The sequence below is a fragment of the Microcystis sp. M090S1 genome (genome assembly GCF_020246295.1).
Taxonomy (GTDB): Bacteria; Cyanobacteriota; Cyanobacteriia; order Cyanobacteriales; family Microcystaceae; genus Microcystis; species Microcystis aeruginosa.
This window is the reverse complement of the sequence record NZ_JADBTF010000321.1, coordinates 1-21,718: the sequence shown is the minus strand read 5'-3', so window position 1 is coordinate 21,718 and position 21,718 is coordinate 1. Positions and strand designations below refer to the sequence as shown.

Here is a 21,718-nt window from a genome sequence, read left to right as displayed (position 1 = left end):
GACCGCTCCCGAACTATAGCATTTTTCGACTCTCCTGCATCTGGTTTGGGGAATTCTACTGAATCTTGATTAAACTCAACCCAAAGAGAGTATAGGTACAGAGAGAGCCGAGACCGAACATCAGGGAACGAGCGATCGGGACATTAGTGATATAAAAAAGGGAAAATAAAAGCCGGAGGATCACGAAAGCGATCGCACAGGTAGCGGCCAGGGATGAGGAGACTCCTGTAACGTAGGCCATGAGAGCGGCGGCACTATAGATCATAAAGGTTTCAAAACCATTTTGATGGGCCCAAGTTGCTCGTTTAGCGTAGTCTGGGAGTTGGTCGAACATTGCCCGGGGGGCGGAGGTATTGTAACCCACCTTAGCCCTAGCGTAAGCGACCAGCAGAAAAGGTAGATAGACAGAGATAGCGGCAGCCACTATCGAATAGAGAAGAATGGCACTGACGGAGAGATTCATCGCTGAATTTAGTCAAAATAAAATAGGGTAACTAGCTTGCGTTGATCTTCCGCTTCCGCGCAGGTTTGCAAAAGGGTCTGACTGTCGTGGAAAGCAAAACAGATTAACTGTTGACAACGATTGATAATCTCGCGATTACAGAGGCTGCTGGCTTCCCCTAGGGATAGATGGTCATTTTCGGGACATTCCACCAGATGGATAACCTGCTGGAGTTGTTCTTGGGATTCCAGGGGCTGGCGATCGAGACTTTGGGGTAAGATCACGGTTAACAGATTAGGATCTGCCCGCATTGCCCCCTTAATGACGGCGGAATTGGTTCCCGTCGCCCCGGAGGTCATAATCCGATTGCCCGCCAGCACGAGGGCATAGGCCATCATTTCGATCAATTGCTGGTGCGTGATGGGAACGTGACGGGAACCCAATAAAGCGACGCGCTTAGAACCGGTCTGCTGAATGGCGGCTAGTTCTTGAGCTAGAGTGTCTAGGGTGTTAGTGGTATCTACAGATTGACTCAAAGACTTTTACTGCAAATTCGGACTGATTAACCGTACGTTATTGTAGCATCGAATTGTCATGATCGGAAATTTGGACAGAAAACCCCAGCTACCGATCGAGGTGTTCTTTCTGTGGTGGTCCCCTATGATCCCTCAGAAATTGTTATTGGTGGGGAAGTGCCTCTAGATTCTGCTGTAAGATAGGTGCATAGACGATATTTACCCCAGAGCCATGACCACTTCTCCTGTTCCCCAAGGGGACGATTTTAGCGATCGCCCGATCCGTCCCGTACAATATCGGGATTTGGAAGACATTGAAGCTTTAACCCTGGATGACTTCGATGAGGATATTGATCGTCGCGCCCAAAATTTCCGCACGCAGGTGCAACAGGTGCGGCCTTGGTTTGGGTTGTTTAAAATTCTCAGTCTTTTTCCTAATCCTCTCCAACACCGTTTTCATGTCTATGTGGCTGAGTCCATGGCCAATCGGGGAGAAGAAAGGAAAATTCGCGGGGCAATCCAAGTCACCCCTTTTAATAGTAGTCGCAGCACTTGGCGGGTGGAACAGGTGCGGGTGCATCCGGCGGAGTCTTTAAGCGAACCCAAGGGCATCGGGGCGCAATTACTGCGTTATTGTCTAGAAACGGTTTGGGAAGCGCGCACCTGGGTGTTAGAGGTTAATATCAATCAAAAGGACAGTTTGGCACTTTTCCGGCAACACGGTTTTCAGCCTTTGGCGGAATTAACCTATTGGTCTTTACCGCCGCAATTATTACAGGAATTGGCGAAACAAGAGCCAGATTTACCGAATTTACTGCCCGTGAGCAATGCTGACGCTCAATTGCTTTATCAGTTAGATTGTGTGTCTATGCCGCCGCTACTGCGTCAGGTATTTGATCGCCATATCCAGGATTTTAAAATCAGTTTAGTTGATAGTTTGCTCTATCGCTGTCAAAGTTGGTGCGGCAGTCCGCAAATTAGTCGCGGTTACGTTTTTGAACCGCAACGAAAAGCGGCGATCGGTTATTTTGAATTAATTCTATCTAATCGGGATGAGCGACCCCATCAAGCGAAATTAATTGTCCATCCCGCCTACACTTGGCTCTATCCTAAGTTATTAATCCAGATGGCCCAGATCACTCGCAAGTATCCCCCTCGCTCGCTAGAGTTGATATCTGCCGATTATCAGCACGAAAGACGGGAATATCTGGAACAATTGGGAGCGATCCGCAGTTCCCACACCCTGATGATGTCGCGCTCGGTATGGCACAAAATCCGCGAAACTAAGCCAGAAAATTCCGCCCTCGCAGAAATGCTGCAGGGTTTACAACCGGTGCCGCGAACTCCTATCCCTAGTCGGATGTCTTGGTTAAAATGGCCCAATAATCCCCCCCTGGACCCCCTCGACAGTCCGGGGGAACTTCCCCCGGTCAAACCGCCCTCGGAACCCCCCGATCAGGGGCATCCAGTGTGATGGAAAGAGTCGCCGCCCTCGGCTTAGATATCGGCAAAAAACGGGTAGGAGTGGCAGGATGTGACGGTACAGGTTTAATCGCCACCGGTTTAACCACGATTATCCGTTCTTCTTTTGTTGCAGAAATATCACAGTTTGAGGCAATTGTCAAGGAAAGAAATATTAAGATTTTGGTGGCGGGACTGCCCTATACCATGGCCGGAGAGTTAGGATTTCAGGCCCAACAGGTGCAAAAATACGCCCAGAAACTAGCGATCGCCTTAGATTTGCCCCTCGAATACATTGATGAGCGTTGCACGTCCCTAGAGGCGGAAGAATTCTTAAAAGCCAAAAAACAGTTTTCCTCTTGGGATAAGGGAGCGATCGATCGGGAAGCGGCGGCGATTATTTTACAACAATGGCTCGATCGCCGACGGCGAGTTAATACTGTTGTTTGAGGAGATAACGGCAAGGGTTAATCACAGAAACCAAAAACCTAACTAATACTATCCAAAATTACTCATGACTTATGCTATAATAGCTTTATGAGTAAGTTAACCATATCGGAAGCCGCTAAATTGAAAGGTGTAAGCGTATCGACGTTAAGGCGTTGGGAGTCTGAAGGTAAACTAATTCCAGAACGGACTGCTAATGGGCATCGTCGTTATACAATTTCTCAGTTGCTTGGAGTAAAAGAGAATCTTTCCTATACTGTTGGCTATTGTTGTGTTTCTAGTCATGACCAAAAGAAAGATTTAGAACGTCAAAAAGAAGTTGTCGAACTGTTTTGCGCTCAAAACGGTTGGCAAGTTGAAATTATAGACGACTTAGGTTCAGGACTTAACTACAACAAAAAAGGATTAAAGCGATTAATTCGGTTGATTGTTGATAGTAAAGTAGAGAGATTGGTCTTAACTCATAAGGATAGATTACTTAGATTTGGTAGTGAACTAATCTTTAGTCTGTGTGAGCAATTCGGAACTGAAGTTGTCATTATCAATCGAACTGAAGACAGTACATTTGAGGAGGATTTAGCGCCAGATGTCTTAGAAATCATTACGGTATTTTCCGCTAGATTGTATGGCTCTAGAAACCATAAAAATAGAAAAATCGTAGAGGAGTTAAGAGACGTTGCTACTAGGATTCAAGACTGAGTTAAAACTAAATAATCAACAACGCTCATTATTAGCCCAACACGCAGGAACCGCACGTCATGCTTGGAATTGGGGTTTGGCTTTAACCAAGCAAATTTTAGACCATAATCAAGCTAACCCTGATGAAAAAATCAAGTTTCCTACGGCTATTGACCTTCATCAATGGTTGGTAGCATTGGTAAAATCAGAGCATGATTGGTATTACCAAGTGTCTAAATGCGCCCCCCAATGGGCGTTAAGAGCTTTATCTGATGCTTGGAAAAGATGCTTCAAGAAGATAGCTAAACCACCAAATTTCAAGAAGAAAGGTAAACAGGATAGTTTCACTTTAGATGGGAGCATTAAAATTGCCCATCAAAAGATAAAAGTTCCTGTGATTGGTTGGTTAAAAACTTACGAGCGGCTACCTGATGGATACCAGCCAAAATCTGTTACTATTAGTAAAAAAGCTAATAGGTGGTTTATTAGTTTTAAGATGGAAGTTGAACAGCAAACAACCAATAAAACTTATGATGTAGTTGGTTGTGATCTAGGAATTAAATCTTTGGCTACTTTATCGACAGGTGAAACGTTTGAAGGCTCTAAAAGTTATCGTAAATACGAAAAACAATTAGCCAGACTTCAATACTTGAACCGACATAAGGTAAAAGGTTCAAATAATTGGAACAAAGCCCAACGGCAAATAGCTAAACTTCATTTTAAAATAGCTAATATCCGTAAAGATACGTTACATAAACTCACCACTTATTTAGCCAAGAACCACGGCCAGATAGTAATTGAGGATTTAAATGTGTCTGGGATGATGGCTAATCACAAATTAGCTAAAGCCGTTCAGGATATGGGTTTTTACGAGTTCCGAAGACAACTTGATTATAAAACTCAGTTGTATGGTTCGGAATTAATCATAGCCGATAGGTGGTTTCCTAGCAGTAAAACCTGTTCCAATTGTGGGTACAAAAAAGAGTCTCTATCTTTAACTGAAAGAGTTTTTGAGTGTGAGCAATGCCATGTAGTTTGCGGTCGAGACTTGAACGCTAGTCTAAATCTAGCTTCTTTGGCGGTGAGTTCCACCGTGTCAGCTTGTAGAGTAGATAGTGCCGACACTACTACAGTGAAGCAGGAAGTTAACGTCAAATTTGCTCATGAGTAGATTTGAGTAAGTTTAACAGAACGGAACTGGTAGCCAAAGCCTCTATTGACACTCCCCGAAGCGCTCATGGGAGGGAGTGTCAACTCTACCAATCACCGCCGCCGCCACCCCCACCGCTACTGCCACCGCCGAAATCACCACCATCATAACCGCCACCACCATAACCACCACCATCATAACCGCAATAGTCGCTATTGCCGTTGCTGCCACCACTGCGGCCACCTCGACCATTGCCACCAACGGCACAACGAAAATAAACAAAATATAGAATTAACATCAAGGGAAAAGACACTCCCACCATCAGGATAGCCAAAACAAGATGAAGAATGGACATTGCGATTTGAGGCTTAAATTCAGTTTGTCGCAACCCATAAGCACTACGGAGAAACCCGCTCACAACTGTTACACCTGCTCGAATACCTTCTTCGTAGTTTCCCGTTTTGAAGCTAGGAATCATGTAGGTGTAGATAATATCCTTGACCTGAGCATCGGGTAAAAATCTTTGGACTCCATAACCGGTCTCGATTTCTACCCGTCTATCCTTGAGGGAAACGAGGATTAAAACCCCGTTATCTTGCGATTTTTTGCCGATTTTCCAACGATTAAATAGGGCTGTGGCGTAGGCTTTGGGGGTAGGATAGGGTAAGGTATCGGGGACGGTGACAACAGCAATTTCTGCGCCGGTTTCTACCTCTAATTTGGCTATGTCACCGGAAATTTGCGTAACACCCGCCCGACTTAAAATATTAGCTCGATCGCTGACCCATAATCCCCCGTGCGGATTTAGTTTCGGTATTTGTTCGATGGGAATAGCGTTGACTAAGGGGGGTAAAATAACAGGGGGAAGAGCGAACATTGTCACCAGAAAAATTCCTAGGGGCAAGGGGCGAATTTTAATCATTTTCCTGTCTCTCCATCGGTTTGTAGTCTTGTTTTAGCAATAATGCGGGTTTTCTTTAAATCTCCCTCGCTCAATTCTTCTCCCACCTGTAAACGGGTGGCATTAGTTTGGAGGACAGTGGCGGCGTTTTTTTCTCCCAATTGTAAGGCGGTTTTGGCGGCGGTTTGTAGCATGGTGGCGGCGGCTGCTCGATCGCCCTGTTTTAATTTTTCTTCAGCGATTTGGGTTTGACGATATTTGGCTAAAGTCAGAGTCGATTTCTGAACTTGCTCGTTTAATTGGGATTGATAGATAGCTTGGGAGGCGATATCAAGGCTAACAGTCGCAGTTTCTAGCCCTTTTTGACCAGAAGCGGGATCATCGTAGCGAATCTTCACCTTAGCTATGGTATGAGTACCGGGGGGAATTTGGTCGATATAGAGATTGAGGAGGATAATTTTTTCTTCATCTATCATTAAATCACCCAAACGGGTGATGTAAAAATTGCCCTCTTTTTGTAGGCTCATTTCTATAGTTTCTGGGGCAACTTGGGCAATGGGTTTTAACTCCGCTAAATGAGTCCGAGCATCTAATTCTAATTGCAGGAAAGCGTTAGTTAACCGGACAGATTGCAAACGGTTAAATAGACGAGTAAATTCAATTAAAGCCTGTTCGGGTCTTTCGATATAAGATAAACTTCCGCCAGCGATATCGGCAATTTTTTCTAGGATATCTTGATTCCAATGATCGCCAAAACCGAAGGTATTTAAGGTGATACCGTACTCGGCCGCCACTTCGGCTAATTTTAAACAGCGTTGATTATTTCCGTGTTCATTTTCACCATCGGTAAGCAGAAAAATATGAGACACATAACCTTTGCTGCCGGTAGAACTTTCTTGAATACCTAATTTTATCCCTTCATCGATCGCCGTACCTCCTCCCGCTTGTAATTGTTGAATTTTTGAGCGAATTAAGGTCAGATCATCCTGTCGCGATTGGGAGGGAAGAATAACTTTGGCGCGATGATCGAAAGCTATTACCGAGAGACGATCGTTAACCCCGAGGGATTCTATTAAACTGAAGGCCGCTTTTTTGACCGTTTCTAGCGGTTTTCCCTGCATAGAACCGCTATGATCGAGAACTAAACAAAGATTAATCGGTAAATTTGTGTTGATCTGTTCACTGGTGGCGGCGATCGAGAGCATCAGTTGACGTTGACTGCTGTTTTGATTAGCATCGATATGACTGTCACTCAAGGCCGATTTTAGAGTTACCCGCATAAGAGTTTTTTTATCGTGGTCGTTGATATTTATATTGTAATGAGTATAGTTAAATTTGTGCTTATTTTCCCGTCTGGCATCGAGTTAGACAAGTTCGAGCATTGAGTGCATCTCATTTTTGTCAATCTACGATGCACACCTGTGGTTGTTCATATATTGGGAATAATTTAAGAGTCACTGATAATTCCCGATTGTCGATATTTCTACAAAGTTAAGATGCGGCCCCAGCAGTTCTTGTGGGAAATTTTACCGTGGCCGGTCGGACTTATTCTTTCGTGGAAGTCATGGCAAAATCTCTTTAACGCGAACTAAAGTTATTTACTCTTTTTGAGATGATAATAAATTGGAATCGATGTTAATCAGGGGAAGGGAGCCTGAACCAGTCATGACGACAGGAAAACGTCCATCCCACTTTTCGATTGCTCGTTGTTGTAAAATTTCTGCTGTTAGGTTTTGGCGCAATAGTTTTTGAGCTTCTGCCTGTCCCTTCGCGCGGTTGATTTCCGCTTTCGCTTCCTGTGCTGCTTGTTGTGCGCGAAAAGCAGCTTCTTGTGCCTTTTGTTCCGCTACTTGTTTGGCTTCAATCGCTGCGTTAAACTCTTCAGAAAAACCAAAATTAACGAGAGATACATCATTGATAATTATCCCATAACGTCTTAATCTTTGGGCGAGGGAAGTGTCAATTTCACGTTTGAGTTCTCCTCGCTCTTGCAAGATATTTTGTACGGGACGTTGTGCTGTTGCCGCTTTGACAATTTCCGATACTGCTGGGTTGATAATACCAGAGACAATCTCATTGATATCCCCAACTTGTTGATAAATCTGATTGACTTTGTCGGGGTCGATGTGCCAGTTAACGATAATAGTTGTTTCCACATCTTGCAAATCTTTGGAAGATCCTTTTGCCTTTACTTCCGTTGTTTGGACTCGAACGTTGATGGGCTTGATCTTGGTGACAATCGGTATAACGGGATGAATTCCTTCATCGAGGATTTGTTTTTGCACTTTGCCAAAGTACATGACAACGCCGCGTTCGCCAGTATCAATAACGGCAAAAGGGCGCAGTATGGTAGTAAAAGCTAATATTAAAATTCCCCCCGCCATTAATGGTATTATATTGCGATTGTAATTCATGACAACTCCTTAGATATTTGATCGGTTTTATCGTACCACTGTTATTATAAGTAAGTAATCTCAATTAATTTTTAGATAGTGGGACAAGCTTCTGGTTCTTTGTATTTTATCTTTAATTGTAACCGGCTACTTAGTTGATGATAGGTGGTGCGTTACTTCAATCATACATCACACAATCACAGTCGATGATAGGTGGGGCGTTACGAGGGATTGTTACCCTCCAGTCACAGCAGCAATTTTGGCTGTCTAACGCACCCTACGTTTTACTTTTTGTTAACCACAAAGACAGGAAGTTAGGATTTTAACTAAGGGAGAGAAGAAAGGTTAGGGGAACCATTCAACAAAGCAGCGATCGCTTGTTCTAAAGCTAGAGAAATATGGGTCCAATGGGTTCCCCCCTGACAAAAAACGATATAGGGTTCCCGTAAGGGTCCATCGGCGGAGAATTCCGAGGTGCTACCATCGATAAACGTGCCACCAGCCATCACTACTTGGCTCTCATAGCCCGGCATTTGGGCAGGAATGGGATCCAAGTAGGAACCGATGGGAGAATAGGCTTGAATGGCTTTACAGAAGGCAATCAGCTTATCGGGGGAACCGAGTTTAATCGCTTGAATAATATCGCGTCGAGGCGCAAAAGGAGCCGGATTGACCGGATAACCCAACTTATCGCCCACATAGGCGATTAAATGACTGCCTTTCATCGCTTCTCCCACCATTTGCGGCGCTAGAAACAATCCCTGATAAAGAAGACGATTTTGGTCAAAAGTTGCCCCTCCCTCGCTACCGATCCCCGGTGCTGTCAGACGATAGCAGGCCATTTCCACTAATTCCGCTTTACCTGCTATGTATCCCCCGGCCGTGACGATTGTACCTCCGGGGTTTTTGATTAGAGAACCGGCCATCAGATCTGCCCCCACGTCGGTGGGTTCTTGGGTGTTGATAAATTCTCCATAGCAATTATCGACAAAACAGACCGTATTCGGGTTTTGTTGTTTAACTATACGGACAATTCTCTCGATTTCGTCAATAGACAAACTCGATCGCCAGGAATAACCGCAGGATCTTTGAATATGTACTAAACGGGTTTGGGGTTTCACTGCTGTGTCCAAGGCCAACCAATCGATCGCACCAGTAGAATCTAGCTCTAATTGGCGATAACTAACGCCAAAATCCTTTAAAGAGCCTTGACCACTGCCCCTAATTCCAATTACTTCCTCTAGGGTATCGTAGGGCGCACCGGCTACCGCTAACATCTCATCCCCCGGTCGAAGAACCCCATACAAGGCACAGGCGATCGCATGGGTTCCTGAAACAAATTGTACTCGCACCGCTGCCTTTTCGGCCCCTAGGGCTTGGGCGAACACTTGATCTAAAGTATCCCGTCCCAAGTCATCATGACCATAACCACTAACACTAGCAAAATGATGCACCCCGACGCGGTTTGCACGGAAAGCACCGAGGACTCGACGGAGATTTTCCTTGACCTGTGCGTCAATTTCCGAAAAGATGGGGAGTAGGGCCTTTTCTGCCCTGTGGAGTAGAGAGGGAATATCCATCAAACAATAGACTGTGATCTGTATTGCATTTACAAAGCCTACTGATCATACAACGCCAATCCTTCCCCTTAAAACAGTTGCCAAGGTTGACGATAGGAATGATTAGAGCGGCCCGCCGGGGGGGGGTGAGGCTCCCTGTGGTGGGGCGCCGGGGGGAGGGCCACCAGCAGCAGGTTCATTCCCCCGGCCACCAAAGAGACTTTGCCAAGAAAAACCTTGGGGTGGTCGGGTGTCCGAGGGTGGATTAATTAAGATATGTTCGGAGCCATCGAGTCCGCTTTTGACTTCGGTACGATTGCCGATAGTAACGCCAGTGGTAATGGGGACAAATCGGGGGGGTTGGTTAGGTGCGCCGACAAAAACACCAGTTTGCTCGTTCTGACGGGTAACGGCAATAGTTGGCACGGTTAAAGCGTTTTTCAGTTGGCCGACTTGGAAATCCGTAGAAACATTCATTCCCGCTTTTAATTCCCTGGCCGCCTTTTCTTCTAGGGTCACTTTCACTTCAAAGCTGGTGACATTTTGTTCTACCGTTGCCTGGGTGGCAATCAGAGAGACTCGTCCATGGAAGATTTTATCGGGATAAGCATCGGCTGTAATCGTCACCTTTTGCCCAACCCGGATCTTATCAATGTTTTTTTCTGCTACATTGCTGACCACTTCATTTTGTGAAACCAGGGATAAAATCGAGGAAGAAGTGGCCGAAGATACGGAACTGCCGGTCGTAGTAGGAGCCACAAAGGCCCCCGGTTCAGCGTAGACAAAAGTAACCACCCCGTCAAAGGGTGCTTTAATGATGGTATCCTCAATCTGAGTTTTGACATTTTGTAGAGAACCCTGAGCAGTAGTCACCTCCGCCCGTGCTTGCTCGATTTCCTCCTGTCTTGTTCCTGCTTGGAGAAGGTCTAAGACCTGTTGTTGATTTCTCACTTCCGCCTTTGCTTGAGCAATTTCTTCCGAGCGAGTTCCTTCTTTAAGGAGAGATAGCTTTTCTTGGGATTCAATCACGGCAGCCTGGGCGCTATCCCTAGTTGCCAGTTTTTCGTTTAAAGTCTGTTGAGATATGGCTCCTTCGTTGAAAAGTAGCTGATTGCGACGATATTCATCATCAGATTTTTTGAAAATGGCTTTTAAACCTTCTAAACGAGCTTTTTCTTGGGCAATTTCCTGAGAACGATTACCGGCCATCAGTTTTTGTAGGTTGGCTTCTAGTTCTTCCAGTTTTGCTCGGGCCTGAGCGATTTCTTGGGGACGATTACCAGCGATTAGTTTGCGGAGATTAGCTTGGGCTGCCGCTAGTTTGCCCTGGGATTCTAATAATTGACCCTGCCAATCAGAATCGTCCATTTTAGCAATTATCTGTCCTTTTTTGACGGTATAACCCTCATCTACTAGCAGTTTCTTCAAAATTCCTGCTGTTTTAGGGCTAACATTAACCACTTTTTCCGGTTCCACAGTGCCATTAGCGGAAACGATGATCGTTAGATCCGTCTTTTCCACGGCTACAGGCAGCGGACGGGAACTACCCTGGTGGGGGGTATGCCCAAACTGACGATAGGCGAGAACAATACCAGCAATGGCTAAAAATAAAGTTAGTAATCCCAATGCCCAGCTAATTGCGGGCTGTTTGTTAACTTTTTGGAAGGAGGAACTGTCTGACATAGTGAGTAAGAAACTGGCGAGTTAATTTAGAGAGAACCTGATGGTTGAACAGTCTGTTCCGATTCCACGGCACCATAATCGAGCTTAATAATGTGATCGGCTAGATGAAAATAGCGCTCATCATGGCTAATAACAATAACTATTTTTCCTCTTTCTTTCAGTTGTAGCAGTATCTGTTTATAGAATAGTTCCCTAAAACGGGGTTCTTGGTCGGCGGCCCATTCATCAAACACATAGATAGGACGATCCTCTAAATAGGCTGTTAATAAAGCCAGTCGTTTCCTTTGTCCTTGAGATAGTTCTGTGGTGGATAAAACTCCATTTTTGACCGTGACTTTATGGGCTAATTGCAGTTGCATCAGATAATTTTCTACCTCTTGATCGAGATTGGGACGATCAAAACCGAGAAAACTATCGAATAAGTAAAAATCAGAGAAAATTGCCGAGAAATGTTGACGATACCACTCCACGTTATCTTGAGTAATACGTTTACCATTGAGATAAATTGCTCCCGATAGGGGTGGGTATAGTCCTGTAATTAGTTTAGCTAAAGTTGACTTGCCGCTGCCATTGCCGCCAATAATAAAGATCAGTTCCCCTGGTTGCCAAGAAAAGCTAATTGGTCCGAGCAGAAATCCTTTTTCATCTGCCCTTGGCGGTGGTGGTGGGTTGCCTTTTTGAGAATGGGGAGGATGGGATGGAAAGGGAATTAGTTTCCTTTCGGAAGGGGGGGATTCTGGTGCTAGTGCTGGTAAACTATCGGCAAAACCTTGGGAAAAACCATTATGAGGAAAGGGTGGATGGCCTTCCGGGAAACCTTCGGGGGGGAAAGGTGGATGGCCTTCCGGGAAACCTTCGGGGGGGAAAGGTGGATGGCCTTCCTGATTCCCCCTAAAGCTTGGGCCTGTTCATCATTACCGAGTAATTGTTTTAAGAGTTCTTGATCTTGTTCTGTTAGACGCGGTAGATTGGCTGGGGCAGCTCCAGTCGGGGCAAAGGGCTGCGGTGTCCCCGGAGGATTGTTCTGGGGTCCACCTGGTCGGAACCCTTGATGCGCGGGGTGAGGATGACCTTGAGGTACACTAGGAGGAGGGCTTTGCGGGGCAGCGGGGGGGTGAGGATGTCTTGGTGATAACATTGATTGATTTCTCCAGATATTTACTATTTAATCCCTTCATTCTATTCTCACTATTTGCTGGTGATTCCAGATATTTTTTATTTCTTAATAATTTCCTCTCTTGAGCAAAAAAAGGGTTTTAATCAAGTGCCTAGTTGAGATAACTCTCAGAAATTAGACAAAATCGGATACATTCATCTTTAAATGTGGACATGGTTGGAACTTACCGATAAAAATAGCCGTTGATAGTCAACCAGCACTAAAAAATTTACTTCATATTTGTTAACATAGTGCCATTTTTGACATTCCACTGCTTAACCTAATTTTTAGGGCAAAATTATCCCAAAACACCCGTGGTAAAAACAATGATTTTCTTGCAGACGATTACAAAAATTTACTCTCTAGGGGAAGTGAAAATTCCTGTTCTTCGGGGCATAGATCTGGAAATTCGGTCAGGGGAATACATATCCATTATGGGAGCTTCGGGTTCCGGGAAATCAACCTTGATGAATATTATCGGCTGCCTCGATCGCCCGACGGGGGGACAATATATTTTAGAAGGCAGAAACTTAAAGAACTTGGACGATAACCAACTGGCCTATATTCGCAATCAGAGGATTGGCTTTGTCTTCCAACAATTTAATTTATTGTCCCGCTCCACTGCCCTAGAAAATGTCATGTTGCCGATGGTCTATGCCAATGTTCCCAAGCCAAAGCGTCGTCAAAGAGCGATGCAAGCTTTAGCTAGAGTTGGGTTGACTAATTATCTCCACAATCGGCCTAGCCAACTTTCCGGGGGACAACAACAGCGGGTCGCCATCGCCCGGGCCCTAGTTAATCGACCGGCTCTGGTGTTGGCCGATGAGCCGACGGGGGCCTTAGATACACAAACTTCCCAAGAACTGATGGATTTACTAACCGAACTCAATCAACAGGGAATCACGATTGTGATTGTCACCCACGATCCCGATGTAGCTGCCCAAACCAGGCGGGTGATCCGTCTTCAAGATGGCTTAATCGTTTTTTAGGGTGTAATGGCCTCAATCCCGTCGTAAAGCGGTAATCGGGTCTAAATGAGCGGCAGAACGGGCGGGAATTACTCCTGCTGACAAACCAACGATAAAAGATAAACCAAATCCACTGATTATCGACCAACCTGACAAGACAAAGGGAAATCGGAAAATCTGGGCGCTACAGAAGGCCACTAAAATTCCCAATAATACACCGATGCCGCCGCCAGTCAGGGAAATCATCACCGATTCCGCTAAAAACTGCTGGAGGATTGCCGAACGGGTGGCCCCCACAGCTTTGCGAATCCCGATTTCCCTGGTGCGTTCCACCACGGAAACTAACATGATATTAGCGATGCCAATACCACCGACTACTAAGGAAATGCCAGCGATCGCCACTAGCATCACTGTAAACAAACCCACTACCGTGGTCAAGGTTTTGACCACATCTGTTTGGTTTCTAATGCTAAAATCATCGGTTTGAGAAGCGGCGAGATTGTGGCGCTGTCGCAAAAGATTAGTAATTTGATACTCGGCATTTTTCATCTGATCTTGCTGGTCAACTTTGACATAAATGCCGTTAACAGCCTTACCACTTAAAGAATTATTGCCCACCAGACGAGAAGACATATTGCTCAGAGGAATAAAGACCTGATCGTCGCGATCGATCGAACCTTCGGCACCTTTTGGCTCAAATACCCCAATAATTTCGTAACTATTTTTTCTTTCAATCCAAAGCTTTTTGCCGATCGGATTAGTATCATCGCCAAACAGTTCTGTTAACAGAGTCGAGCCTAAAATCGCCACTGGTGTCGCCTGTTCCATTTCTTCCTCGGTAAAAAATCGACCTTGGCTGAGTTCTGTATTTCTCGCTTTCATGTAGTTAAGATCGATGCCCACCACATTAGTGGCATGATTGACCTCGCCTGCTACCACTGGCGCTGGACGCTGCAGATAGGCGGAGACCACCTGTACACCTGGAACTTGATTTTGAATAACTTTGGCATCTTCCCAGATTAAGGTACTACTGGAACCGCGGCCGAGACTAATACCCCCGGTTCTGGCTTCTCCTGGTAAAATTTGTAAAACATTAGTACCTAGAGATTGAATTTTTTGTTCGGTGGCTTTTTGTACTCCTTGGCCTACGGAGGTGAGAGCAATCACGGAGGCAATGCCAATAATCACCCCTAACATGGTTAACAAAGTCCGCAGTTTATTGCTCCAGAGAGCTTCGATCGCTATCGAGACAATTTCGCTGATCGCCACGGGGTGAGGATGATTAGTCTGAAGTATTTGTTTAGGTAAGTCAAGAGTCATTGAGTTCGATGTAATCTGGCTAAATATAAAGTTATGATCGGATAAAACAGATATTTGGGACTTATTTGTCTTTTTTTATCTATCAATCACCTTATTTACTGTTTCTAGAAGAGATTAGGCTGTATTGACTGCGGCTTTCCCGTCCGATAGCATTGCCGATAAAAACCCTCACTTAGGGAAATCAATCGCTTCGCCATACTTTCCCAATAGGATTTTAGCGAGATTTTCCTTGACCTGTGGGTCAATTTGCTAAAAGATGGGGAGTAGGGCCTTTTCTGCCCTGTGGAGTGGAGAGGGGATATCCATCAAACAATAGACTGTGATATTTGTTACTATTTATTAAGCGTCAAAGTTTCCCCTGTGTCAAATCGAGACAGATAAGACAATGATGCTCTGTCTCCTGTTGTTTCCCTTTGGGTTATTCAATGACTGTTGCGACTTCCGAAAAACTGCCCATTGACTGGGTGACTCTCATCTACATGGCTTTTATCCACTTAGTGGCTCTTTTAGCCTTCTTGCCTAGCAATTTTAGCTGGGGTGCTGTGGGAGTGACATTGATTCTCTATTGGATTACTGGGGGTTTAGGAATTACCCTCGGTTTCCATCGTTTAGTTTCCCATCGGAGTTTTAAGACTCCCAAATGGTTAGAATACTTTCTGGTTTTGTGCGGGACTCTCGCTTGTCAGGGGGGTGCGATCGCATGGATAGGTTTACATCGTCTTCATCATAAATATTCTGATACTGCTCCCGATCCCCACGATTCTAATAAAGGTTTCTGGTGGAGTCACATGGGTTGGATGTTGCACGAAATTCCTGCCGACGAAGAAATTGCTCGTTTTACCCAGGATATCGCCGACGATCCTTTCTATAAATTCTGTCAAAATTATTTTGTTCCTATCCAAATTGTTTTAGGTTTAATTCTCTATGCTATGGGTGGTTGGCCGTTTGTAATTTGGGGAATTTTTGTGCGCTTGGTCTTAGTTTTCCACTCTACTTGGTTTGTCAACAGCGCCACCCACAAATTCGGTTATGTTAGCCATGAATCCCACGATAATTCTAAAAATTGTTGGTGGGTTGCCCTCTTAACTTTCGGTGAAGGTTGGCACAATAATCACCATGCCTATCAGTATTCTGCCCGTCATGGCCTACAATGGTGGGAGGTTGATCTGACTTGGATGACCATTCGTCTGCTGCAAATTCTGGGATTAGCTACTAATATTAAGTTGCCTCCCACCACAGCAGTCACGACAGAAAGTTAGTTTTGTCCAGTTGTTAAATTGAATCTAGCCGAACTTATGTTTAAGTTCGGTTATTTTTTCTCCGACTTAACCCAAATCTGACAGCAAACCAGACCTCCCGCTAGACTGCCTAATCCATTGACCTTTCTATGGGATTTCTTCTCTCTCACCATCTCTATCGCTGACTTTTTCTAAGCAATAGCACAAAAAAGTCAAAATAGCAACTTTTTTAACAAATGTTTAATATTTACGCTGACGTGCCGGAAAGACCCCAGAGAACGTATATTAAAAGCTAAGTAGGGAGGCACAATTATTTCTAGGATGGGTTAGCGGTAGCTTAAACTATGCGGGCGTTGGGTTTCATGCTTCAACCCAACCTACGTTCATCTTATATTTAATTCCACCCACCTACTTAATCCCCAAATTATATTAAGTTTCTAATGAAAAAAATCTCGATTTTAGGCTCTACTGGCTCGATCGGTACTCAAACTCTCGATATTGTCACCGATCATCCCGATAAGTTTCAAGTGGTGGGATTAGCCACGGGTAATAATATTCAACTACTATCGGAGCAAATTCGGCAATTTCGCCCGCAAATCGTGGCGATTAATAACGAAAGTCAACTAGAAGACCTGAAAAGCCTAATTTCCGACCTTGACTACACCCCGATTATCCTAGCAGGAAAGGAAGGAGTAATCGAAGTGGCCCGTTATGGCGATTCCGAAAGCGTCGTCACGGGAATTGTCGGTTGTGCGGGATTGCTGCCGACGATTGCCGCTATTACTGCTGGTAAAGATATCGCTCTCGCTAATAAAGAAACCCTGATTGCTGGCGGTCCGGTGGTGCTGCCTTTAGTGGAAAAACACCGGGTTAAATTATTACCTGCTGACTCGGAACATTCAGCTATTTTTCAATGTTTACAGGGAGTTCCCACTGGGGGATTAAAAAAGATTATTCTCACCGCTTCTGGGGGTGCTTTTCGGGATTTACCGGTGGAAAAATTGCCGCAAGTAACCGTAGCTGATGCCCTCAAACATCCTAACTGGTCGATGGGCAGAAAAATCACCATCGATTCGGCTACTTTAATGAATAAAGGTCTAGAAGTTATCGAAGCTCATTATCTATTTGGTGTCGATTATAATGCGATCGATATTGTTATTCATCCCCAAAGTATTATTCACTCTTTAATTGAGTTACAGGATACCTCGGTTTTAGCCCAATTAGGCTGGCCTGATATGCGTTTACCCCTGTTATATGCCTTGTCTTGGCCTGAAAGAATTTATACCGATTGGGAACCTTTAAATTTAGTTAAAGCTGGCAGTTTAACCTTCAAAGAACCCGATCATCAAAAATATCCCTGTATGGGGTTAGCTTATGCGGCCGGCCGTGCGGGTGGGGCAATGCCAGCAGTATTAAATGCGGCCAATGAACAAGCAGTAGCATTATTTTTAGAAGAAAAGATTAGCTTCTTAGATATTCCCCGGGTGATTGAAACAGTTTGCGATCGCTTTACAATTCATAACAGTTCTACCCCTAGCCTAGATGACATTTTAGCCGCCGATAATTGGGCGCGTCAAGAGGTATCTAACTGTCTGATTGCCAATCCGGTCTAGATAGTCTAGATACTGTAGGGATGTTAACTATAATGTCTCTACAGGTCTAGGATAGAAAAATCACTAATTTCGGCTATTTTTTCTATTTAACTAGATTTATGATGATCATGACAAGGGTTGATAACCTTCAATAAACCTCTTGGCTAATTAATTTTTGAGGGTTCAAAACCAGCAAAAATAAGGATTAAATTGCCTAAAATCAGGTGCATCTTATGCCATTTTTCTAAAGTAATAGCAAAGATGGTTAATTACCCTCACCCCGAACCCCTCTCCCAGAAAGGGAGAGGGACACGAATAAAGAAAAATGGTATCACACTTACAGAAATACCGACAGTCAGCAATTATCAGTGACTCTTAAATGATTACAAATGTGTCAGCAGCTGCGTGTAAGCATCTCACCGAAAAGCTAATGCGCTCCGGGGTTTGGGTAGGGTTGATTCATGAATCAACCCTACCTTGAATCAACCCTACTATGAATCAACCCTACTATGAATCAACCCTAGGGGTTTGGGGGGTAGAACCCCCCAAAGGTTTGGATTGAGTGATAAAATCGGAAATGACGCTCAATTTTAGCAGAGAGTTTTCCCTTAAAAATCCCAACTCAGTAGATTTACAAAAATGAGATGCACCCATAAAATCTGTAAATAGACCATTTAATTGATTATTATTGATTCTTTATTCTCCTGACTACCGACTCCTAACAACAATTTTTGATTTTTACCAGAGGTCTAATGACCGTGAAACTTTATCAAAAATAAGATAAAATAAACAAGATAGTGGTTATTACGTTTAATTTTCTATGGTTACAACTTCTCTATCCCTCCCCGAAATCGCCAGAGAAACCCGTCAAGCGAGTCGTCAACTGGCTATCCTGACTAACGAAGAAAGGAATGAAGCTTTAGAGGCTATTGCTGAGGCTTTGACTGCCAATGCTGATAAGATACTAGAAGCGAATATCGCCGATGTTCAAACAGCCAAGGCGATGGAATTATCTCCGGCTTTATGTGCGCGATTAGAGTTAAGTCCTGGCAAATTAAAAGCCGCCATTGCCGGGGTGCGAGATCTGGCTAAATTAGCAGATCCTTTAGCTACTATACAAATTAATCGGGAATTAGATCAAGGTTTAACTCTTCGGAGAATAACCTGTCCTTTAGGGGTTTTAGGGGTTATTTTTGAAGCTCGTCCCGATGCTTTAATTCAAATTACCAGTTTAGCGATTAAATCCGGCAATGGCGTTATTTTAAAAGGGGGGAAAGAGGCGCTCCGTTCTTGTCAAGCTTTAGTAACAATTATTCATCAGGCATTGAGTCAAACTAAAGTTAATTCGGCAGCGGTGCAATTGTTAACAACAAGAGAAGAAATTCAGGAACTATTAAAACTTGATCAATACATCGATTTAATTATTCCTAGAGGTTCTAACGAATTTGTTCGTTATATCCAAAATAATACCCGCATTCCTGTCCTCGGCCATGCCGATGGTATCTGTCATCTCTACATCGACAAAGAAGCCGATTTAAGCAAAGCAATTAGAATTACCGTTGATGGTAAAACCCAATATCCTGCCGCTTGTAATACCATTGAAACTTTATTGGTTCATCAAGACATCGCTAGACAATTTTTACCCGCAGTGGCCCAGGCATTAGAGGAAAAAAAGGTTAAATTATTGGGAGATGAAGCAACTCGTCAGATTATTAACGTACCATCGGCCACAGAAGAAGACTGGCAAACCGAATATAGTGATTTAATTCTGTCAATTAAAATTGTCGATAGTCTAGAATCGGCAATCGAACATATTAATTATTACGGTTCTCGACACACGGAAGCCATTGTCAGCGAAAATTTTAACACGGCCAAAACCTTTAGCGATCGAGTCGATGCCGCCGGAGTTTTTCATAATTGTTCCACCCGATTTGCCGATGGTTTCCGTTACGGTTTTGGGGCCGAAGTGGGTATCAGTACCCAAAAAATGCCTCCCCGCGGTCCGGTGGGATTAGAGGGATTAGTGACCTACAAATACCAATTAGTGGGAGATGGTCATATTGTCGCCGATTATTCTGGGGAAAATGCCCAATCTTTCACTCATAAGGATTTATAGTCGAGAAAAAAGCCGATGTTTACAGGATTAATTCAAGCCTTGGCAACGATTCGGGTCGTGGATACTGATAGACTATATTTGTCTGTATCCTCTGATACAATTCTCCAAGATTTAATGATTGGTGATAGTGTGGCTGTGGATGGGGTTTGTTTGACAGTCGAGGAAATTCTCTCAGAGGGTTTTCTGGCCACCGCTTCCCCGGAAACCCTACAGCGCACTACTTTAGGACGAAGGATTAAAACAGAAACCAACGTTAACCTAGAAACCTCTTTGCGGGTGGGTAGTAAAATCGGCGGTCATTTTGTCACCGGTCATGTGGACGGTATTGGCTGTTTAGTCGAATCGATAATCGTGGCTAATTCTTGGGAAATGACCTTTGCTGCCCCTAGTTCCCTAGAAGACCAGTGGAATAGCTACATAGCTCGTTATATCGTCGGTAAGGGCAGTATAGCTGTTAATGGCATTAGTTTAACCGTGGCCGATTGCGATGCCTCCGGCAGCTGGTTTAAAGTGGCTGTCATCCCCCACACCTACGCCGAAACCAATCTTTCCCATTTAAAATTAGGCGATTGGGTGAATCTAGAAGGGGATATTTTAGGCAAATATGTGGAAAAATTGCTAGGAATGCGCTCTTATCACGCTCCCACCGAGATTAGCCTAGAATTTCTGGCTGAACATGGTTATTAGTTTTCCAGAAAAAGCCTAACCACTTCCCGTACTGATTTTAGTCTACCTTCTGATACTAAATCCAGTTATTAAAGACTGATTATCTATTCCTCCTTTTGCCTTTTGCCTCTTGCCTTTTGCCTATCCTCATAAGTAGCCTATACTCAACGGATTTAGTATGACACAACAAGCAAATCGATTTTTTGCCAAACGGTAGGAAAACTTTTGGGAAAATAGTTTCCTAAAACCTTAAAACTACTTGTGTCAAAAATGTAAACCATCAAAACAGTCCTTTGTCTAATAAATATTGTTCAAGTTTTTCCACCGTAGCAACTTTTTTAATGTTTAGATAATCAGCAACGCGCTCAATATCGTATTGGCCTTGATATAGCGGTGTGCAGTCGTATGAGGTACAGTGTCACGAGCTATAAACCATGCTAGGCAAAGCTTGGTCTGTATCTCACTCAAGCGCTTACCGCTATAGTATTTATTGAACACAAGTTTTAGGTAATTTTCTCCCAAATATGTCGCCTGATTAGCATAGTAATCACCTCCAGATTTTTGATTTTTGTCCTGACTTTTTCCCACCTGCTCACTGTACCACTCGTTTACTTTAAGAGTATATTCTTTCTGAGAAATCAAGTTATTATCTAATAGTTTTCGTAAAACTACTTCTCGACTAACCTTATAGCGGTAAGCGCTTGAGTGAGATACAGACCAAGCTTTGCCTAGCATGGTTTATAGCTCGTGACACTGTACCTCATACGACTGCACACCGCTATATAATCACTGGAAATTTTCGAGATAATTTTATCGTTAACTATTGTTTCTCTAATTATCTCAGAAAAGACATGATTAGGAAGCAAAAATTCCGCAGCAAATTTATTACAAAATATCTCGATATATTTATTTTCTCCCTGCAAACTATTAATATATCTATCGTCAGACTTAGTAATTCCATTAGTCTGCAAAAGAATATGTGCTAATTCATGAAAAATGGTAAATATTTGTCTAGATTTTTCCGTGCTATTATTAAGACAGATGATCGGAAATTCAATATCTATCAAGCAAAATCCCGAAATTTCTCGCTGCTTAAAAGAACGCTTAAAAATAAAAATACCAGCTTTTTCCACGGCACTCCGCCATTTTTTTAAGGCAGTTTCCTGATCATTCCAGGTCAGTTGTTCTTCTAGAGTAACGTTTAAATAATTTCTGATCTGTTCGGCTAATATCCTTAAATCATCACTAGAGCTAACCGAAATATCCTGAAAGATTTTCTTGGTACTAGGATTAATACCATTATAGCGGTAAGCGCTTGAGTGAGATACAGACCAAGCTTTGCCTAGCATGGTTTATAGCTCGTGACACTGTACCTCATACGACTGCACACCGCTATATGTGAAAGCCTCAAACTCCTGAATAAAAGAAAAGGT

Annotated in this window: 18 protein-coding genes and 1 pseudogene; 9 read left to right on the top strand and 10 right to left on the bottom strand. The window is 43.8% G+C overall.

All coding sequences use genetic code 11. The annotated features are described in order from the left end of the window. Positions 1 to 55: 55 nt before the first annotated feature. A complete protein-coding gene (locus tag IM477_RS14140) occupies positions 56 to 463 on the bottom strand; it encodes an MAPEG family protein (protein ID WP_149987325.1) in 408 nt (135 codons plus the stop codon). A gap of 8 nt (positions 464 to 471) precedes the next feature. Continuing rightward, positions 472 to 978, bottom strand: coding sequence for a hypothetical protein (locus IM477_RS14135; RefSeq protein ID WP_002741066.1), 507 nt, complete (start codon positions 976 to 978; stop codon positions 472 to 474). A gap of 211 nt (positions 979 to 1,189) precedes the next feature. Here IM477_RS14135 and IM477_RS14130 point away from each other — a divergent pair, with 211 nt between their 5' ends. The 4 genes from IM477_RS14130 to IM477_RS14115 all read left to right on the top strand — a co-directional run bounded on the left by IM477_RS14130 (position 1,190) and on the right by IM477_RS14115 (position 4,714). Further along, the gene (locus IM477_RS14130; protein WP_287732206.1) at positions 1,190 to 2,431 is read left to right on the top strand and encodes a GNAT family N-acetyltransferase; all 1,242 of its coding nucleotides are present in this window, start codon (positions 1,190 to 1,192) and stop codon (positions 2,429 to 2,431) included. Next, the gene (gene ruvX / locus IM477_RS14125) at positions 2,431 to 2,868 is read left to right on the top strand and encodes a Holliday junction resolvase RuvX (RefSeq protein ID WP_287732205.1); all 438 of its coding nucleotides are present in this window, start codon (positions 2,431 to 2,433) and stop codon (positions 2,866 to 2,868) included. Before IM477_RS14130 ends, ruvX begins: the two co-directional genes overlap by 1 nt. A gap of 87 nt (positions 2,869 to 2,955) precedes the next feature. Then, positions 2,956 to 3,564 carry an IS607 family transposase gene (locus tag IM477_RS14120; RefSeq protein ID WP_287107615.1) on the top strand — a complete coding sequence of 203 codons (609 nt, stop codon included), beginning with the start codon at positions 2,956 to 2,958 and terminating at the stop codon, positions 3,562 to 3,564. Then, positions 3,542 to 4,714 carry an RNA-guided endonuclease InsQ/TnpB family protein gene (locus IM477_RS14115; protein WP_079205890.1) on the top strand — a complete coding sequence of 391 codons (1,173 nt, stop codon included), beginning with the start codon at positions 3,542 to 3,544 and terminating at the stop codon, positions 4,712 to 4,714. Before IM477_RS14120 ends, IM477_RS14115 begins: the two co-directional genes overlap by 23 nt. Before the next feature lie 85 nt (positions 4,715 to 4,799). Here IM477_RS14115 and IM477_RS14110 read toward each other — a convergent pair whose 3' ends face one another. From IM477_RS14110 to IM477_RS14085, 6 genes are all read right to left on the bottom strand, one after another. After that, entirely contained in the window at positions 4,800 to 5,615 is an 816-nt protein-coding gene (locus tag IM477_RS14110) for a TPM domain-containing protein (protein ID WP_079205889.1), read from the bottom strand. Then, entirely contained in the window at positions 5,612 to 6,874 is a 1,263-nt protein-coding gene (locus IM477_RS14105; protein ID WP_287732204.1) for a vWA domain-containing protein, read from the bottom strand. Before IM477_RS14105 ends, IM477_RS14110 begins: the two co-directional genes overlap by 4 nt. 318 nt (positions 6,875 to 7,192) lie before the next feature. Next, the gene (locus IM477_RS14100; RefSeq protein ID WP_287732202.1) at positions 7,193 to 8,008 is read right to left on the bottom strand and encodes a prohibitin family protein; all 816 of its coding nucleotides are present in this window, start codon (positions 8,006 to 8,008) and stop codon (positions 7,193 to 7,195) included. A gap of 305 nt (positions 8,009 to 8,313) precedes the next feature. After that, positions 8,314 to 9,567: a methionine gamma-lyase family protein gene (locus IM477_RS14095; RefSeq protein ID WP_287732201.1), complete on the bottom strand. Its 1,254-nt coding sequence runs from the start codon at positions 9,565 to 9,567 to the stop codon at positions 8,314 to 8,316. Positions 9,568 to 9,669: 102 nt separating this feature from the next. Further along, positions 9,670 to 11,229: an HlyD family secretion protein gene (locus IM477_RS14090; RefSeq protein WP_287732200.1), complete on the bottom strand. Its 1,560-nt coding sequence runs from the start codon at positions 11,227 to 11,229 to the stop codon at positions 9,670 to 9,672. 26 nt (positions 11,230 to 11,255) lie between these two features. Beyond that, positions 11,256 to 11,849, bottom strand: a complete 594-nt coding sequence (locus IM477_RS14085; RefSeq protein ID WP_287732214.1) for an ATP-binding cassette domain-containing protein — start codon at positions 11,847 to 11,849, stop codon at positions 11,256 to 11,258. Positions 11,850 to 12,711: 862 nt separating this feature from the next. On the opposite strand from IM477_RS14085, the gene IM477_RS14080 reads away from it, so the two are divergent. Further along, complete coding sequence (locus IM477_RS14080; RefSeq protein ID WP_185239157.1) at positions 12,712 to 13,374, top strand: ABC transporter ATP-binding protein; 663 nt, start codon at positions 12,712 to 12,714, stop codon at positions 13,372 to 13,374. Positions 13,375 to 13,386: 12 nt separating this feature from the next. Here the strand turns inward: IM477_RS14080 and IM477_RS14075 are convergent, their stop codons facing one another. Beyond that, on the bottom strand, positions 13,387 to 14,673 hold the full coding sequence (locus IM477_RS14075; RefSeq protein WP_287732199.1) for an ABC transporter permease: 1,287 nt from the start codon (positions 14,671 to 14,673) through the stop codon (positions 13,387 to 13,389). 425 nt (positions 14,674 to 15,098) lie between these two features. Between IM477_RS14075 and IM477_RS14070 the strand changes: the two genes are divergently transcribed. From IM477_RS14070 to ribE, 4 genes are all read left to right on the top strand, one after another. Continuing rightward, positions 15,099 to 15,932, top strand: coding sequence for an acyl-CoA desaturase (locus IM477_RS14070; protein ID WP_002769634.1), 834 nt, complete (start codon positions 15,099 to 15,101; stop codon positions 15,930 to 15,932). Positions 15,933 to 16,351: 419 nt separating this feature from the next. Next, complete coding sequence (dxr, locus tag IM477_RS14065; RefSeq protein ID WP_287732197.1) at positions 16,352 to 17,524, top strand: 1-deoxy-D-xylulose-5-phosphate reductoisomerase; 1,173 nt, start codon at positions 16,352 to 16,354, stop codon at positions 17,522 to 17,524. A gap of 799 nt (positions 17,525 to 18,323) precedes the next feature. Further along, positions 18,324 to 19,619, top strand: a complete 1,296-nt coding sequence (gene proA, locus IM477_RS14060) for a glutamate-5-semialdehyde dehydrogenase (protein WP_287732195.1) — start codon at positions 18,324 to 18,326, stop codon at positions 19,617 to 19,619. Between the two features lie 15 nt (positions 19,620 to 19,634). Then, entirely contained in the window at positions 19,635 to 20,306 is a 672-nt protein-coding gene (gene ribE, locus IM477_RS14055) for a riboflavin synthase (RefSeq protein WP_287732193.1), read from the top strand. 259 nt (positions 20,307 to 20,565) lie between these two features. On the opposite strand, the pseudogene IM477_RS23130 reads toward ribE, so the two are convergent. After that, a pseudogene (locus IM477_RS23130) lies at positions 20,566 to 21,586 on the bottom strand (ImmA/IrrE family metallo-endopeptidase); the annotation flags it as partial. Positions 21,587 to 21,718 lie beyond the last annotated feature (132 nt).

What these genes read in the sequence shown, in the direction of transcription:
- IM477_RS14120 (WP_287107615.1), top strand. Translation starts at nt 2,956, where the DNA reads ATGAGTAAGTTAACCATATCGGAAGCCGCTAAATTGAAAGGTGTAAGC.
- IM477_RS14095 (WP_287732201.1), bottom strand. Translation starts at nt 9,567, where the DNA reads ATGGATATTCCCTCTCTACTCCACAGGGCAGAAAAGGCCCTACTCCCC.
- IM477_RS14080 (WP_185239157.1), top strand. Translation starts at nt 12,712, where the DNA reads ATGATTTTCTTGCAGACGATTACAAAAATTTACTCTCTAGGGGAAGTG.
- proA (WP_287732195.1), top strand. Translation starts at nt 18,324, where the DNA reads ATGGTTACAACTTCTCTATCCCTCCCCGAAATCGCCAGAGAAACCCGT.
- IM477_RS14090 (WP_287732200.1), bottom strand. Translation starts at nt 11,229, where the DNA reads ATGTCAGACAGTTCCTCCTTCCAAAAAGTTAACAAACAGCCCGCAATT.
- IM477_RS14130 (WP_287732206.1), top strand. Translation starts at nt 1,190, where the DNA reads ATGACCACTTCTCCTGTTCCCCAAGGGGACGATTTTAGCGATCGCCCG.
- IM477_RS14110 (WP_079205889.1), bottom strand. Translation starts at nt 5,615, where the DNA reads ATGATTAAAATTCGCCCCTTGCCCCTAGGAATTTTTCTGGTGACAATG.
- ruvX (WP_287732205.1), top strand. Translation starts at nt 2,431, where the DNA reads ATGGAAAGAGTCGCCGCCCTCGGCTTAGATATCGGCAAAAAACGGGTA.
- IM477_RS14105 (WP_287732204.1), bottom strand. Translation starts at nt 6,874, where the DNA reads ATGCGGGTAACTCTAAAATCGGCCTTGAGTGACAGTCATATCGATGCT.
- IM477_RS14140 (WP_149987325.1), bottom strand. Translation starts at nt 463, where the DNA reads ATGAATCTCTCCGTCAGTGCCATTCTTCTCTATTCGATAGTGGCTGCC.
- ribE (WP_287732193.1), top strand. Translation starts at nt 19,635, where the DNA reads ATGTTTACAGGATTAATTCAAGCCTTGGCAACGATTCGGGTCGTGGAT.
- IM477_RS14075 (WP_287732199.1), bottom strand. Translation starts at nt 14,673, where the DNA reads ATGACTCTTGACTTACCTAAACAAATACTTCAGACTAATCATCCTCAC.
- dxr (WP_287732197.1), top strand. Translation starts at nt 16,352, where the DNA reads ATGAAAAAAATCTCGATTTTAGGCTCTACTGGCTCGATCGGTACTCAA.
- IM477_RS14100 (WP_287732202.1), bottom strand. Translation starts at nt 8,008, where the DNA reads ATGAATTACAATCGCAATATAATACCATTAATGGCGGGGGGAATTTTA.
- IM477_RS14070 (WP_002769634.1), top strand. Translation starts at nt 15,099, where the DNA reads ATGACTGTTGCGACTTCCGAAAAACTGCCCATTGACTGGGTGACTCTC.